This is a genomic window from Caloranaerobacter longqiensis, from assembly GCF_050286925.1.
Taxonomy (GTDB): domain Bacteria; phylum Bacillota; class Clostridia; order Tissierellales; family Thermohalobacteraceae; genus Caloranaerobacter.
This window is the reverse complement of the sequence record NZ_JBFWFX010000004.1, coordinates 78110-95401: the sequence shown is the minus strand read 5'-3', so window position 1 is coordinate 95401 and position 17292 is coordinate 78110. Positions and strand designations below refer to the sequence as shown.

The window sequence follows — 17292 nt, the reverse complement described above, 5'->3', positions numbered from 1 at the left end:
CCCTCACTTTTTGGATTGTGCCAAACTACTGTAAATTTTTAAAGGATAGAAAATTTCCGAATTTTATAAATTTATTATTTTTTAACTATATCGGATAGACTACTAACCACTTTCGCCTAAATGTAATGTTTGCCGAATAATATGGATTAAGTTAATGTCTTTGATTTCTAACTATCACGGATTCAGCAATGAATTTTAATTTATATTTTTTTCCAATATAATGTGTTACCACTTATCATTAGCTCAAATCTGCCTTTCTTATATAAAAAACTAAGATAGGCCATTGTTACTGTATTCATTAAATAATACTGTTGAATGCTTTTTATTTCTATTTTATAATGATTACATAACTCCCTCAGAATTTCCTCAGTTGTTTTACTTCCTCTAATATTATGTATAAGATACTTCTCAACATCTTCAATTATTTTCAGATTAGCAATAGCTAAATCTAAAATGTTATCTAATGGTTTTGCATGACTAGGAACATAAAACTTATACTTGCTTTCTTTAAGAAAATTTAAAGTTTTTTTCTGTTTGTCTATATCTACACAAAATGGAATTTTGTGTTTTTTTAATGTATCCTTTGAAATGATAGAATCAGCACAAAATAGAACATTCTCAACTCCTATTCCAATCTGGTTAGGCGAATGGCCTGGTAATCGGACAATTTTTAACTCTATTTTATCAAAGAATAATTTACTTTCATTATTTTTTATAACGTAGTCAACTCGAGATGGTCTTGCCATCAAAAACTTATTTTTTAAATCTTTAATAGGACTTGCACCAGAAAAGAAATAAAAAGGCTCTAAATAAGAATATTGTATTATTCCTGCTTCTATTTCAGGGGCATAAATCTTTGCGCATGTCTTTTCTTTTAAATAAGCATTTCCTCCACAATGATCTGCATGTGAATGTGTATTTATTATTGCTTTAAGATAAAGACCATAATTTTCTAAAGCTTTTAATATCTTTATTCCAGTATCATCATCTAAACCACTATCTATTAAAATTACCATTTTACCATCACGAATAACCCCTATATTTGCTGGGTTTGGAATAAAATAAACTTTTTCAGTTATTTGTCTCAATTCCATTTTATCACCTCAAACTAACACATAGCAATGCGACATTTTTGGTTCTTGTTTACCTTCAATTATCTCTAATGTTAGATTCCCACTTTTTATAACTTTTGTTTTCGTTAAATCTATTGTTTTAACATAGATTCTAACTTTGTCCTTCAAAAGATACAACTAGGTATTGTCAAAAGTTTTAATATTCTTTTCACGTTTAGTAAGTTTTGTTGAGTTTGATAAATATTGATTGATTATAATTCTTAAAAATTTACGAAGATAATTAGTCTTATTAAATTATTAGGTTGTTAAGTAAATATTGCTTACTTTTTTATCATTGTATAACAATAAAATACAATTGTAAATACTATTTCTAATTTTTCATTTAATTAGTATATAAATTCTAAAAATAGTAATAACAAAAAGCCGATAAAAAAAATATTAGGCTTAACTTTAAATGCTAAGCCTAATAATCTTTACTCTACAAATATAAAATCAATTTCTCTTTTATCTATATCTGCTTTCATTACTTTTACTTTTCCAACTACATCTATTTTATAAGTCTTTTTAGTTCTTTCACCAATAAAACTATGATTAAACTCATCATATATATATAATAATCGTCAACTAAAGTACTTATATGAACTAAACCCTCTACAGTGTTATCTAACTCTACAAAAATACCGAACGACATAACACCAGATATTATACCCTCGTAAATTTCGCCAAGTCTTTCTGACATATATTCTACTTTCTTCAAATCTTCAGTTTCCCTTTCAGCTTCATCTGCTATTCTCTCTCTTATATCGTACCTCATTGAGTAATGCTCAATATTCTATTAGGCTTTTGTATGTCTATTTCTTTAACTATTTTATTATTTTCTAATACATATATTTTATTATTAAGCCAGCTACTTACTAATAACTTACCATTATGAAAAGATAAATCATTAGGGGAACTTATACCTGTAATTTTATTCACCATCTTTCTTGTTAAAGGATCAATTACTGATATTACATCACCTTCATTATTATCGATATTTAAATGTATTACATATATATATTCTTTTCCTTTTATTGTAGCCTTACAAACTTTATATCTATATTTAGAGCTTACTTTTATCTTATCTATTAGCTTACCTTTTTTATAATCTATTACATATACATATGGTTCATCTAATAAAGTAGAAACTGCATATATAAGATTGTTACCTATAAACTCCATTGATGTTATTTTAGGTTTAAACGAAATTGTTTTTATTATAGAATCATTTTCTAAATCAATAACATCAAGTTTCCAATCTCCACCTGTTACTCCCCATGCGCTAACTATCATTTTATTATCATCTGTAAAAACTATATCTTCAATACAATTATTATATTTAATATGTTTTACAACAGTATCATTAACTGTATCAATAACTGTAATACCATTTTCTTCTTGTGATGTAATTTTACAAGCATACCATATATAAGCTTTTTTATTGTATTTATTATATCTTACCTTATCTGGAAGAGTATATTCTAATATTATCTCATTTTGCACTTTTCCATCTTTAAATACTTTTATCTTTTTTCCAACATTGTTTGCATAACCATAAATTGGTACATACACTTTGTTTTTTTCTCCAATCGCCATGTCATAAGCACCATTTAGCTTTGTTTGTTCTACCACATCATATGTATCATTTGCTAAATAGTACATTTTATAGGTTGATAGAACATATAAACCTGCTCCTGTTTTGCTATCATATGAACTCGCCACATTACTATGTTTAATTTTCATCGTAACCATAAATGTCGAAATAATAATTAATATTATTATAACTGATATTCTTTTTCTAATTTTGCTCAAATTATCACCACTTTACTTTAAAAATAATATTAATTTGCAAATTCAAAAATTACTGTATCAGTATCACTATAAATATTATCTGGGAAACAAAAGATACCGCTATCTCCATCTATATCTACATTTGTGATTTTATTCCATCCTTTCCAAGGCAGTTTTGTACAATACCACGAACTTTCATCATTTTTACCTGAAAGCTTATATGGTTTCCCTAACTGCTGCTTAAGATAATCTACTATAGCATCGGTAGCATATTTTCTTTGATCAGGTAAATCTATTTTGTAATCCACATATAATCCTATTGCTTCATCATATCCATGATATTTAGATTTTGATTCCCATATTACACCTTCACCTATTTGAGCAGATATAAACTTATCTTCTTCTTCTACAAATATTCCTCCATGTCTATAATATCCATAAGGACAAAAACCATCATGGACTAAAATAATATCTCCATCCATAAAGTATGTATAATCTATATTATTAGACCCCGTAGGTTCTCCAATACCTATATTCATATCAAAATTAAAACCATTATTTTCTCTTAAATTACAGTTAATTATATCATTTCCTATAGCTTTTATAATGTTTTGTGTTTTTTTGGTATTAAAGTCTCTGATATCTGATAAAGCTAGTATTTTATTTTTATTTTGCTGATAATATTTACTAATTTTGTCATCAAGTTTTTCTAAAACTTTGTTTTTTTTGAACTCTTTTGCTTGTTGAATTTTTAATTTTAATTTATCACTATATGAACATTCTAATTTGCTATCTTGAGCAAAAGTTATTAATGTAGAAGGTAAAAATAAAAAACATATCACAAAAAATATTACAAATTTTTTCATAAATAATTTCCTCCTTGCATAATATAGTTTGTAAAACACTTCAAAATAAATATCTTATCTAATAGTTTTCACATACCTACTCACCTCCTCAGACACGTTTCAAACAGCTAGTTGCAAAATTTTGCAACTTTAAAAATAAGATATTTATTCAGATTTATTTCAAAACATCCCACTTCGTCAAACATTTTTGAATTTTACAAAAATTAATGTTCAAAATAAAACACAATCTAACAGAAAGAAGAAAACTTCTAGAGTTTTCTAGTATGCATATACTTTTAGTAATTTCTTTAATAAATTTAACAATGAAAATATCTTCTTAAAACTTTTGTTTCTGCTTTTATTACGTAAAATAATTAATCTTATTAAATTATTAGGTTATTAAGTAAGTAGTACTTGCTTCTTATTATAATACAACAAAAAAACAATTGTAAATATTTTCTTCTAATTTTTCATTTAATTAGTGTATAAGCTCTAAAAATGGTAATAATAGAAGCCAAGATTCTTATGTTTAGTATCCTAACTTTTATAATAATATTCATTTAAAATCTCAAACAAAATCATAACTGCTTGCACAATTTGCAAAAATGCTTCTAATATTCCTGAATCAAATTGCGTTTTATACCCTAGCATAATTTTCTTTATTTCTTCACTACTAAATTCATGAGGTCTATATATTCTAAGCAAGCATACTAGATAATACCTGCCTCAACTATTAACAAAAAGCCGATAAAAAAAATATTAGGCTTAACTTTAAATGCTAAGCCTAATAATCTTTACTCTACAAATATAAAATCAATTTCTCTTTTATCTATATCTGCTTTCATTACTTTTACTTTAACTACATCTCCTATTTTATAAGTCTTTTTAGTTCTTTCACCAATAAAGCTGTGATTAAACTCATCATATATATAATAATCGTCAACTAAAGTACTTATATGAACTAAACCCTCTACAGTATTATCTAACTCTACAAAAATACCGAACGGCATAACACCAGATATTATACCCTCGTAAATTTCGCCAAGTCTTTCTGACATATATTCTACTTTCTTCAAATCTTCAGTTTCCCTTTCAGCTTCATCTGCTATTCTCTCTCTTATAGATGATTGCTCTGCTACATAAGGTAATTTCTTCTTTAGTTTCTCAATTTTACTTCCTTTCAATTCACCATTTATAAAAGCTTTTATTATTCTATGAATCTGTAGGTCTGGATATCTTCTTATAGGTGAAGTGAAATGACAGTAATATCTTGCTGCTAATCCAAAATGACTATCAGGTTCAGCACTATATCTAGCTTTCTTTAATGATCTAAGCATTAATGTATTTATTACTGTCTCTTCCTTAGTACCTTCTACTTTTTTAAGCAGATTTTGAAGTTCTTTCGGATGAATTTGTTGAATACCCTTTAGATGATATCCAAAATTATGAATAAATTTATTAAATTCATTAATCTTTTCTTCATCTGGATCTTCATGTATTCTATATACAAATGGAATTTGTGACCAATACATATATTCTGCTACCGTTTCGTTACAAACAAGCATGAACTCTTCAATAATTCTATTTGCTATTCTTCTTTCTGCTTTCTTAATATCTATAGGTTTTCCATTTTCATCTAAAATGATTTTTGCTTCATCAAAATCAAAATCTATGCTACCTCTGTTTTCTCTTTTTTTCCTCAATATATTACACAATTCCTCCATAGCCTTTAAATCTTCTAGAATATGGCTATACCTTTTCTTCAATTCCTCATCATCATTTTCTAAAAGATTTGAAATATCTGTGTAAACTAATCTTTCTTTACTTTGTATAATACTTTCCACAATTTCATGGTCTATTACTCTACCTTGTTTGTCAATTTCCATAAAAACACTTAAAGTAAGTCTAGGAACTCCTGGGTTTAAACTACAAACACCATTTGACAATTTCTTAGGAAGCATTGGAATAACTCTATCAACTAAATATACACTTGTACCTCTCTTTAAAGCTTCTTTATCTAAATGGGACTTTTCTTTTACATAATAAGATACATCAGCAATATGAACTCCTAATTTGAAATTCCCATTATCCAATCTTTCAATTGATACTGCATCATCTAAATCTTTGGCATCTATTCCATCTATAGTGAAAATGTTTTTATCTCTTAAGTCTAAACGTCTATTTATCTCTTCTTCCGGAATTTCTTCAGGTATATTATCAGCTTCTTTTAAAACCTTTTCAGGAAACTCTTCTGTAAGACCATATTTTTTAATTATTGCCAATATATCTGTCCCTACATCACCTTTATAACCTAATATTTCTATTATCCTACCTTCAGGATTTCTCCTTTTTTCAGGCCATTTAGTAATTTCAACAACAACTTTTTGATTTGTCTTAGCACCATTTATTTCTGACTTTGGAATAAATACATCCATATTTATCCTGTTATCGTCAGGAACTACAAATCCAAAATGTTTACTTTTTTCAAATGTTCCTACTATTGTCTTATTAGCTCTTTCAAGTATCCTTATAATTTCTCCTTCTTCACTCTTACCTCCAAAACCTCTACTTATTATTCTTGCTATAACTCTATCTCCATGTAGTGCTCCATTTAAATCTTGTGAAGCTATAAAAATATCTTTAATATCCTTATTATCAGGCACTACAAAACCATATCCTCTAGGATGTCCCTGCAAAGTACCTACAATTAAATTCATACGCTCAGGTACACCATATCTGTCATTTCTAGTTTTAACAATCATACCTTCCTTCTCCATTGCATCTAACAGCTTGTAAAAATCGTTTATTTCATTATCTGCAATTCCAAATACCTTTACAAGCTCTTGTTTAAGCATTGGCTTATATGCTTCTTCTCTCATAAATTGTATAATTTTCTCTTTTGTACTCATAACACGATACCTCCAAACTATTACAATTCTAATTCTTTTGAAATTTCTTGCATAGAACTTAAGCCTATTTCAATAAATTCTTCTAACTCTAAACCTAATTCTTTACAAGCAGCTATTTGTTCCCTATTTGCACCTTTTGCAAAAGACTTTTCTTTAAACCTATTTAACACAAATTTCACATCAATTTTATTTAATTTCTTTTCAGGTGATATTAAAGCTGCTGCAACTATTAACCCCGTTAATGGGTCGCTTGAATATAATGCTTTATCCATTAAACTATTTCTTTTTAAGCCATGCATATCATTATGCGCCTTTACTGCATAGACGATATCGTCATCATAACCTAGCTTCTCTAACATTTCTGCACCAATTAAACTATGCTTTTCTGGATTCTTAGCTGTCTTTTCATAATCTATATCATGCAGTAGTCCCGCAATCCCCCATTTTTCTTCATCTTGTTTTAGCTTTCTTGCTAATCCTTTCATAACTGCTTCTGTAGCTAACATATGTTTAATTAAATTCTTATTTTTAACATTAGCATTTACATGTTTTAAAGCTTCTATTCTATTCATCTTAACTACCCCCATTCAAATTTTTATAAGTTTATTTCAACTAAGAATTTTTTAATTTCATTAAATACTTTTTCTCTTTCTAAATCTAAAGTTACTAAATGACCACTTTCTTTTAAATATAATAATTTTTTAAGCTGAGAACCGACTTTCTTAAAAATATATTCTGCACTTTCATATTTTACAGTTTTATCATTTTTAGATTGAATTATAAGTATTGGAGATTTAACTTTTTTCAATCTTCTCTTAGTAATTCTGATTAATTTTAATAGATGAGGAATTGCAGCTACTGGTGTTCTATCATAACTTATACAGTAATCTTTTACATCTTCAAATTTTCTCTCAGGTTTTGGTATGTATTTTTTAAAATATTTAATTATCCTTGCAAAATACACCTTTTTATTTACTATTTTTATAGGTGCAGCAATACTTACTACTGCATCTACATTAAACCTTTCTGCTAAATTAAGTGCTATTATTCCACCCATAGATAATCCAATTATAACTACCTTATTACATTTATGCATCAAATCTATCAATTCCATTTCTGCTGATGATAGCCAATCTTTCCAAGTAGTTTTTTCCATATCTTCTACTGTTGTTCCATGCCCTTTAAGTAATACACCTTTCACCGTATAACCTTGTTTATGAAGAAATTCTCCTAACAGCTTCATTTCTGCTGGAGAACCTGTAAAACCGTGAATTAACAGACATCCAATATCATTTCCTTTAAAATAAAATGCCTTAGCATTATCGTGTAAATATTTCATTTTCAACACCAACCTCTAATTCGTTTCTACCTTATATTACAATATTATAACATATTTTATTTGCTTAAATTAAAATTTAAGCAAATAATGGCTAATAACTATCAGCTAAAAAAAATAATTGGGACAAACTAAAGTCCCAATTATAATTAGTTCTATATTTTCCCATCTTTGTTTTGAAAATCTATTTTATTAAACAAATTGACATCATAAGAATACATATTTTTATTTTTTTCTTCATGACTCTTTATTGCAATTTCTATTAGTTCATCTATAAGTTCTTTAAACGATATACCCTTTGGCTCCCATAAATAATAAGCTATTGAACCAGGCATTGTATTAATCTCATTTACATATATATTATTTTTATCATCCAATAAAAAGTCAATTCTTGCTATACCTCTGCAGTCAATTGCCATAAAAGCTTTTTTCGCTAATTCTTCTATTTTAACTCTAATATCATCTGGTATATTTGCTGGTATTATTCTCCTGCCATTTTTAGTTCCTTTAGTATTGCTCTTAATATACTTATCTTCAAATGATAATAATTCTTTCCATCCAACTGGCTCTTCACAAACTGAAGTTTTCAATTTATCATCATATCCAATAACTGAACAGTTTATTTCTCTAGGCTTTTCTACTCCTTTTTCTACAATTATCTTTCGATCATACCTAATAGCTACTTCTACTGCTTTTATTAAATCTTCTCTATTTTTAGCTTTAGAAATTCCAATACTTGAACCTAAATTAGCAGGTTTCACAAAAACTGGATATCCTAATGTCTTTTCTATTTCTTCAATTAATTTTTCTTTATCTTCCCATCTACTTCTATAAAACCACATATAGTCAACCATTGGCAACTCATATGATTTAAAAACAGATTTCATCATAACTTTGTCCATTCCAACAGACGAAGCTAATACACTACCTCCTACATAAGGTATATTCATTAATTCAAATAACCCTTGTAATGTACCATCTTCTCCATTAGTTCCATGAACTGCTGGAAAGATTACATCTAATGTTTCTAAAATTTTCTTGCTAAAAAAATTAGTTTTCTCTGGATGAGAGTATATTTTATGATTATTGTATTTCGGAGTTATAACTACCTCTTTAATATTTCTAAAATCTTTGTTTTTGAAGTTTTCGAATTTGCTTAATGAATCACCAATAAGCCATTTACCTTCTTTGTCTATATAAATCGGTATAACTTCATATTTTGATTTATCAATATTTTCTATAACTTGTAATCCTGTTATGACAGACACTTCATGCTCAACACTTCTTCCACCAAAAACTACGCCTACTCTTTTCTTCATAAAAAACCCTCCTAAACTAAATAGATAACTATTCGCTATAAGTATCTGGTAAATCATTCTCAAATAAAACTACATCACCAGGTTTCACTAGCTCCTGTAATTTTACGGTAGCTTCGTTCAATGTACTAACCACAAAAATCTTATCTTTGCTATAATTCATTTCTCTTAATCCTTCAAAAATCGGTTTTGTTCTATTTTTCCCTATAAGAATTACATAATCGCATACATTAGCTATATTCTTACCAAACTCTTTATTAGCTTCAACTTCTTGCTCTCCTAATTCAATCATTCCAGGGGTTACTATTATTTTTCTTCTATCTTTAAACTGATTAATTACATCAAGTGCCGCTTTTGCTCCTACAGGATTAGAATTAAATGCATCGTCAATAACAATAACTCCAGTACCTGGATTTATCAGTTGTAATCTATGTGGAACGGGTTCTACTTTTTCTATTCCTCTAGCTATCTCCTCTAACGTTAATCCTAAAGCTTTAGCAACAGCAGCGCCTGCAAGCAAATTTTGTATATTATGTTTACCAAGTAGTTTTGTTCGACATTTAACAGAATTTCCTTCTCTATCATTAAGTATGAAGGTTGAACCAAATTCGGATATTTCTAAATCTGTTGCATAAATATCTAATTTCTCAATATCTTCCATTCCATATAATATCTTTTCCTTAAAAGTTTTATCAGCAAGTTTTCTAATATATTTATTATCATAATTAAAAATCGCAATACCTTCTGGTGGCAGTTCTTCAATTAATTCATACTTTGTTTTCATTATATTTTCTACATTTTTAAACGTTTCTAAATGAGTAGGACCTATAGCTGTTAAAACTCCTATTTTAGGATTTGCAAGCCTAGCTACTTCCTTAATATCACCTATATTTCTTGCCCCCATCTCCACAACAAAAACTTCATACTCATCGGTCAAATCATTATTAATAACTTTACTAATACCCATTGGAGTATTATAACTTTCAGGTGTTTTTAATACTTTATACTTTTCTTGTAAAATCGTCGATGTTATAAATTTCGTACTAGTCTTTCCAAAACTTCCCGTGATACCTACAATTTTCAAATCTTTAAAAGTTCTTACTTTGTTGTAAGCTTTATTATAATAATATTTATTAATCTTCTTTTCTATTGGAGCTACTAATATATTAGCCAATATCATATTATATGGTTCAAAATAATGTATAGTGCTTAACAATAATAAAGCTAAAGGATAAGTATAATACTTTTCATAAGGTAGCATTATTAGTATAACAGTTGCTATCAAAATTTCAATTCCTATTACTATGAAGTTTGAAACAAATAGCCTTTTTGCCCTTTTAGTAAATACTAATTCTTTTTTCGCTTTCTCTTTTTTAAATTTAATTGAATCAGCTATACCACCTATCCAAAGTAGAATATATATGATTGTAAAAATCTCATTTTTAGCAATAATTGAAGCAATAATGCAGATAATTGTAGCATTCACAATACCGAAAAAAATATATTTTAATTTCCTAGGAAAAGCTTTATAACTAAATTCGTTAATCCACTTTTTAAAGTTATTATTTTTATATCCTTCAAGTTGAATCATATGTAAGAAATATTTACTTCTATGATATATGGCAAAAATCCAAACCCCTAAACTTATTACCAAAAATATATCACTCATTTAATTCACTCTCCTCTAAGAACTTATCAACAATTACTATAAATCTATTATATTGATCAAGATATGAAAAATGTCCTGCATTTTTCAAAACAACTAGACCACTATCTTCAATTTCCTTTTCCATAATTTTACCCATATAAACAGGGGTTGCTTCATCATTTTCACCCCATATCAGTAAAGTAGAAGCTTTTATTCCTCTAAGTAGAGGTTTTAAATCTTCATTCACAACCTTTACTAAGATCTTTCTCATATCTCCAGCTTGTTGATAATCTTTAGAACCAAATTTCCTATAGAACCTTTCCATAGCTTTTTCTTTATCTTTCCAGAAAAATAACAATCTGTATAAAAACTTCAAAGTCTTAAAAGTATAAACTTTAATATAATACTTCAAAGTTCTCTTCGGTATTAACCCAGCGCTATCAACTAATATCATTTTTTTTATGAGTTCAGGATATTTATTAGCTAAAACTATTGAAACTCTACCTCCAAAAGAATGTCCTATTAATATAACTTCTTTCATATTCATTTTGTCAATAAACTTTTTTGTCAGCCTAGCATAATCATATACTCCCCATACTTCGTTAGGTTGCTGACTTTCGCCAAACCCTGGAAAATCTATTGCATAAACTCTAAATCTATTTTTTAAATGATTAAAAACTGGCAGAAAACTATCTATATTTCCGCCCCATCCATGCAATAGAAGTATGTTCTTCCCTTCTCCTTCACACTTATAATTTATTGTTAAACCATCAATGTTTATTTTCATCTATATCACCCTACTGTTTTATTTAAAAAATTTTGTTATAATCCATAGAATATTATATATTTTAATTTATTTAAATCAAAGATTTTGTTTTATTACATATTATTATATTAATCCAATTAATTATAACTAATTACTTATTTAAGTATACCAAAACTTTTTATATTAGTCGATAGCCAAAACTTCACTAAAAAAACCCTTCTCTAAAAGAGAAGGGTTTTTGGCTAGAATAAATTAAGTATTAAACCACCAAATTTTAAGAATAATGGTGCGAATACTAAAGCAACGATAGTCATAAGCTTAATTAAGATATTTATAGATGGTCCTGAAGTATCTTTGAATGGATCTCCAACAGTATCTCCAACAACTGCTGCTTTATGAGCTTCACTACCTTTTCCACCATGGTGTCCTTCTTCTATATACTTCTTAGCATTATCCCATGCACCACCTGCGTTAGCCATAAGTATAGCCATAAGTACACCTGATACTAATGCTCCAGCTAAAAGACCTCCTAGAGCTTCTGTTCCTAATATTATTCCTGTTAAAAGTGGAGCAAGTACTGCTAATAAACCTGGAACCATCATTTCTCTTAATGCAGCAGCTGTACTGATATCAACACATCTCTTATATTCTGGTTTAGCTTTACCTTCCATGATACCAGGTATAGTTCTAAACTGTCTTCTAACTTCTTCTATCATACTAAATGCAGCTTTACCAACTGCTTCCATAGTTATTGCTGAGAATAAGAATGGCAGCATACCACCTATTAATAAACCTGCAATAACTGTTGGTTTTGTTAAGTCTATACTAGATAAGTTAACTGCTTGAGTATATGAAGCAAATAAAGCTAATGCTGTAAGAGCTGCTGAACCTATCGCAAATCCTTTACCTATAGCAGCTGTAGTATTTCCTACTGCATCTAGTTTATCAGTTATATTACGTACTTCTTTTGGTAATTCACACATTTCTGCAATACCACCAGCATTGTCTGCTATTGGTCCATAAGCGTCAACCGCAATTGTCATACCAGCAGTTGATAACATACCTACTGCAGCTAGAGCAATACCATATAAACCGTGACTTGCACTAGCAGCTCCACCACTAGTATAGAAAGCAACTAATATACCTATAGCTATAACTAAAATTGGAAGAGCTGTTGATAACATACCTACAGCTAAACCACTAATAATGTTTGTCGCGCTTCCTGTTTCTGATTGGTCTGCAATTTTTCTTACCGGTTTAAAGTCACCTGAAGTATAGTATTCTGTAAGTTGTCCTATAATAATACCTACGATTAAACCAGTTACTATTGCTGCAAATGGTTTAAGTGAACCAAGTAAAGAATTACTTAAGAAAAATGCAACTACTATTGTAATTATTCCACTAACATAAGTACCCATTTTTAAAGCTTTATGTGGATCTGAATCTTCTTTTCCTCTAACAAAGAATGTACCAATAATAGATGCTACTATACCTGTACTTGCTAAAAGTAATGGATATAATGCACCATTTACATCAAAAGCTAATAATCCTAATGTAATTGCTGAAATTATAGAACCTACATATGACTCAAATAAGTCAGCCCCCATACCTGCAACGTCTCCAACATTGTCCCCAACGTTATCAGCGATAACAGCAGGGTTTCTTGGGTCGTCTTCAGGTATACCTGCTTCTACTTTACCAACCAAGTCTGCTCCAACGTCTGCAGCCTTAGTATAAATTCCTCCACCAACACGACCAAATAGAGCTATTGATGATGCCCCTAAACCAAAACCTGTAATTACTGCAGGGTCTTTAAATATTAAATATAAAGAACCAACTCCTAATAAACCTAATCCAACAACTGCCATTCCCATAACTGCTCCACCTGAGAATGCAACATCTAAAGCCTTGTTCATTCCTGACTCTTTTGCTGCATTTGCAGTCCTTACATTCGCTTTAGTAGCAACTCTCATTCCAAAGAATCCTGCTAAAGCTGAAAATACTGCACCTACAATGAAACAAATAGCTGTATACCAACCTATACCTATTCCTAAAATTATAAATAGTATTGCAACGAAAATTACAAGTGTTTTATATTCCCTTGATAAAAATGCCATAGCTCCTTCCTGTATGTAGGAAGATATTTCTTTCATCCTCTCAGTTCCAACATCTACTTTATTGATTGAAGCTGCTTTGTAATAAGCAAAAATTAACGCTATAACCCCAATTATAGGCACTATTATATTCAATTTAATACCTCCTTTATTTAATTTTTACTGTAAAGCTGCAAGTACTAATGCAGATAATATGAAAATAGCAGCTGAAATACTAGTAACCTTACTTAGCATTCCTTCATAAGTTCTCCCTTTATTTTTTCCCCATATACTTTCAGCACCGCCAGCTATAGTTCCTGATAAGCCAGCACTTTTACCAGATTGTAATAATATACTTGCTATTAAAATCAAACTTGAAACTAAAATTAGTATAGTAAATAGTATTTTCACCCTTACACCTCCCCACCTAATAATTAACAAAGCTATTTTAACATAGGATATTAATAAAATCAATAAATTTGTTAAAATAAATAAGGGTAGCAGCTATCTACCCTTATTATTGGCAAAAATTTCTTTTATATTCACTACTAAAATAATTATTTAAGATTATAAAATACTTCCTTACCTTTATATTGAGCAGTTTTACCTAACATATCCTCAATTCTTAATAACTGATTGTATTTAGCAACTCTATCAGTTCTTGAAGGTGCACCTGTTTTAATTTGACCAGCATTTGTAGCTACTACGAAGTCTGCAATAGTTGCATCTTCTGTTTCACCTGATCTGTGTGATACAACTGCAGTATATCCAGCTCTTTTTGCCATTTCAATTGCATCTAGAGTTTCTGTAATTGTACCAATTTGGTTTAACTTAATAAGAATTGAATTAGCAACACCTTTTTCAATACCTTTTGATAATCTCTTAGTATTAGTTACAAATAAGTCGTCACCTACTAATTGTATTTTATTACCTAATTTTTCAGTTAATAATTTCCATCCTTCCCAATCTTCTTCATCTAGACCGTCTTCGATTGAAATGATAGGATACTTTTCAACTAAATCACTGTAGAAGTTTACTAATTCTTCAGCAGTTAACTCTTTACCTTCACCAGCTAATTTATAAACTTTCTTTTCTTTATCATATAGCTCAGTTGCAGCAACATCTAATGCAAGAGCTATTTCTTCACCTGGCTTATATCCAGCTCTCTTAATAGCCTCAACAATAGTTGCTAATGCCTCTTCGTTTGATCCAAGGTTTGGAGCAAATCCACCTTCGTCACCAACTGCTGTATTTAATCCTTTTTCTTTTAAAACTTTCTTTAAATTATGGAACACTTCCGCACCCATTCTTAAAGCTTCTCTGAAATTTGGTGCTCCAACAGGCATTACCATAAACTCTTGAATATCTACATTGTTATCAGCATGTTTACCACCATTTAAAATATTCATCATTGGTACTGGTAGAGTTTTAGCATTTACTCCTCCTAAATATTGATATAAAGGTACACCTAATGCATTTGCTGCAGCCTTTGCAACAGCCATTGAAACACCTAAAATAGCGTTAGCACCTAATTTACCTTTATTCTCTGTTCCATCTAACTCTAACATTTTCATATCTATTGCAACTTGATCAAGAGCATCCATTCCAATTATTTCAGGTGCAATTATTTCATTAACATTTTCAACAGCTTTAGTAACACCTTTTCCTAAAAATCTAGTTTTATCATTATCTCTTAATTCTACTGCTTCAAAAGCACCAGTTGATGCACCTGATGGTACTGCTGCTCTTCCCATTGCACCACTTTCTGTCCAAACTTCAACTTCAACTGTTGGATTTCCTCTTGAATCTAGTATTTCTCTAGCATAAACATCAATTATCTTTGTCATTTTAAATTCCTCCTTTTAATTTGTAATTTTAGTCATTAGTTAAATAAAGTTATTAGTATTTGTAATAAATAATAAACAAGTATAGTTCAACTACTTTATCTAACAATTAATGACTGTCCTGTCATTTCATTTGGCTTTTCTATACCCATCATATCAAGTATAGTTGGAGCAATATCAGCTAGTATACCTTCTCTTAATTTTACATCTCCCTCACCTATAACTATGCAAGGCACCTTATTTGTAGTATGAGCTGTTATTGTTTTACCTGTATTCTCATCTATCATTTCTTCAGCATTACCATGATCAGCAGTAATCATAACTTTGCCGCCCTTTTCTACTATTAACTTAACTATATCCCCTAGACATTCGTCTACTGTCTCAATAGCTTTAACTGCTGCTTCAAATTTACCTGTATGGCCTACCATATCTGGGTTTGCAAAGTTCAAAACTATAAAATCATATTTATCTTCATTTATTCTTTTTATTACTTCTTCTTTAACTTCTACTGCACTCATTTCAGGCTTAAGGTCATATGTTGCAACTTTAGGTGAAGGAATCAATACTCTTTCTTCTCCTTCATTTGGTTTTTCTACTCCACCATTGAAGAAGAAAGTAACATGAGCATATTTCTCAGTTTCAGCTATTCTTAACTGCTTTAATCCTTTTTTACTTAAGTACTCTCCCAAAGTATTTACATATACTTGAGGTTTATATGCTATTTCTACATTATCAATAGTTTTATCGTATTGAGTCATACATACAAAGTAAACATTTACTTTTTTATCTCTAACAAATCCATCAAAATTGTCATCAACAAAAGCTCTAGTTATTTGTCTTGCTCTATCTGGTCTAAAGTTAAAGAATATTATTGAATCATTATCTTCTATTACTTTAATAGGGTTATTATCTTTTACTATAACAGTCGGTATAACAAACTCATCTGTTATATCTTCATCATAAGATTTATTTAATGCCTCAATAGGAGTTGAAGCCACTCTACCTTTTCCTAACACCATAGCATCGTAAGCTTTCTTTGTTCTATCCCATCTTTTATCTCTATCCATTGCATAATATCTACCTGATATAGTAGCTATTTTCCCGACACCTATTTCAGAAAGCTTATTTTCTAGTTCTTCAATATATTTCTTAGCACTTTTAGGTGGTACATCTCTACCATCCAAGAAGCAATGGATATATACCTCTTTTAATCCATATTTTTGTGCTAATTCTAAAAGTGCATATAAATGTGTATTATGGCTATGAACTCCACCGTCAGATAATAATCCCATTAAGTGTAAACTTGAATTGTTCTTTTTAGCATTTTCAACTGCTTTTATAAATTCTTGTTTTTCGAAGAACTCTCCATTTTCTATCGCTTTACTTATTCTAGTAAATTCTTGATAAATAATTCTACCTGCACCTATATTTAAATGTCCTACTTCTGAATTACCCATTTGCCCTTCAGGCAATCCTACTGATAGCCCACTAGCTTCTAGTTTAGTACTAGGGTAATTCTCTAATAGCATTTTGTAATTAGGTGTTTTAGCTTTCAAGATAGCATTACCTTCATAATCTTTGCCTATTCCCCAGCCATCAAGTATTATTAGAGCTACTGGTTTGTTAGCCATT

Annotated in this window: 15 protein-coding genes; all 15 read right to left on the bottom strand. The window is 29.4% G+C overall.

Annotated features, from left to right (window positions below):
- Positions 1–200: 200 nt before the first annotated feature.
- Positions 201–1094: an MBL fold metallo-hydrolase gene (locus tag AB4Y15_RS05155; protein WP_427338873.1), complete on the bottom strand. Its 894-nt coding sequence runs from the start codon at positions 1092–1094 to the stop codon at positions 201–203.
- Between the two features lie 526 nt (positions 1095–1620).
- Positions 1621–1887, bottom strand: coding sequence for a S1 RNA-binding domain-containing protein (locus AB4Y15_RS05150; RefSeq protein WP_427338871.1), 267 nt, complete (start codon positions 1885–1887; stop codon positions 1621–1623).
- A complete protein-coding gene (locus AB4Y15_RS05145) occupies positions 1884–2924 on the bottom strand; it encodes a hypothetical protein (RefSeq protein WP_427338869.1) in 1041 nt (346 codons plus the stop codon). The genes AB4Y15_RS05150 and AB4Y15_RS05145 overlap by 4 nt, the downstream gene beginning before the upstream one ends.
- 29 nt (positions 2925–2953) lie before the next feature.
- Complete coding sequence (locus AB4Y15_RS05140; protein ID WP_427338868.1) at positions 2954–3769, bottom strand: hypothetical protein; 816 nt, start codon at positions 3767–3769, stop codon at positions 2954–2956.
- Between the two features lie 516 nt (positions 3770–4285).
- Complete coding sequence (locus AB4Y15_RS05135) at positions 4286–4453, bottom strand: hypothetical protein (RefSeq protein ID WP_427338866.1); 168 nt, start codon at positions 4451–4453, stop codon at positions 4286–4288.
- Between the two features lie 89 nt (positions 4454–4542).
- The gene (gene rnr, locus AB4Y15_RS05130; protein ID WP_427338865.1) at positions 4543–6657 is read right to left on the bottom strand and encodes a ribonuclease R; all 2115 of its coding nucleotides are present in this window, start codon (positions 6655–6657) and stop codon (positions 4543–4545) included.
- A gap of 20 nt (positions 6658–6677) precedes the next feature.
- Positions 6678–7229, bottom strand: coding sequence for an HDIG domain-containing metalloprotein (locus tag AB4Y15_RS05125; protein WP_427338863.1), 552 nt, complete (start codon positions 7227–7229; stop codon positions 6678–6680).
- Between the two features lie 23 nt (positions 7230–7252).
- Positions 7253–7996 carry an alpha/beta hydrolase gene (locus AB4Y15_RS05120; RefSeq protein WP_427339025.1) on the bottom strand — a complete coding sequence of 248 codons (744 nt, stop codon included), beginning with the start codon at positions 7994–7996 and terminating at the stop codon, positions 7253–7255.
- Between the two features lie 152 nt (positions 7997–8148).
- Positions 8149–9312, bottom strand: a complete 1164-nt coding sequence (locus tag AB4Y15_RS05115; protein WP_427338861.1) for a D-alanine--D-alanine ligase family protein — start codon at positions 9310–9312, stop codon at positions 8149–8151.
- Positions 9313–9340: 28 nt separating this feature from the next.
- Positions 9341–10978, bottom strand: coding sequence for a UDP-N-acetylmuramoyl-tripeptide--D-alanyl-D-alanine ligase (locus AB4Y15_RS05110; protein ID WP_427338859.1), 1638 nt, complete (start codon positions 10976–10978; stop codon positions 9341–9343).
- Positions 10971–11744, bottom strand: coding sequence for an alpha/beta fold hydrolase (locus tag AB4Y15_RS05105; RefSeq protein ID WP_427338857.1), 774 nt, complete (start codon positions 11742–11744; stop codon positions 10971–10973). The genes AB4Y15_RS05110 and AB4Y15_RS05105 overlap by 8 nt, the downstream gene beginning before the upstream one ends.
- Positions 11745–11965: 221 nt before the next feature.
- The gene (locus AB4Y15_RS05100; protein ID WP_427339024.1) at positions 11966–13978 is read right to left on the bottom strand and encodes a sodium-translocating pyrophosphatase; all 2013 of its coding nucleotides are present in this window, start codon (positions 13976–13978) and stop codon (positions 11966–11968) included.
- 18 nt (positions 13979–13996) lie between these two features.
- On the bottom strand, positions 13997–14227 hold the full coding sequence (gene secG, locus AB4Y15_RS05095) for a preprotein translocase subunit SecG (protein WP_427338855.1): 231 nt from the start codon (positions 14225–14227) through the stop codon (positions 13997–13999).
- Between the two features lie 146 nt (positions 14228–14373).
- Positions 14374–15663, bottom strand: a complete 1290-nt coding sequence (gene eno, locus AB4Y15_RS05090) for a phosphopyruvate hydratase (RefSeq protein WP_427338853.1) — start codon at positions 15661–15663, stop codon at positions 14374–14376.
- A gap of 95 nt (positions 15664–15758) precedes the next feature.
- Positions 15759–17291, bottom strand: a complete 1533-nt coding sequence (gpmI, locus tag AB4Y15_RS05085) for a 2,3-bisphosphoglycerate-independent phosphoglycerate mutase (RefSeq protein ID WP_427338851.1) — start codon at positions 17289–17291, stop codon at positions 15759–15761.
- Position 17292: the final 1 nt, after the last annotated feature.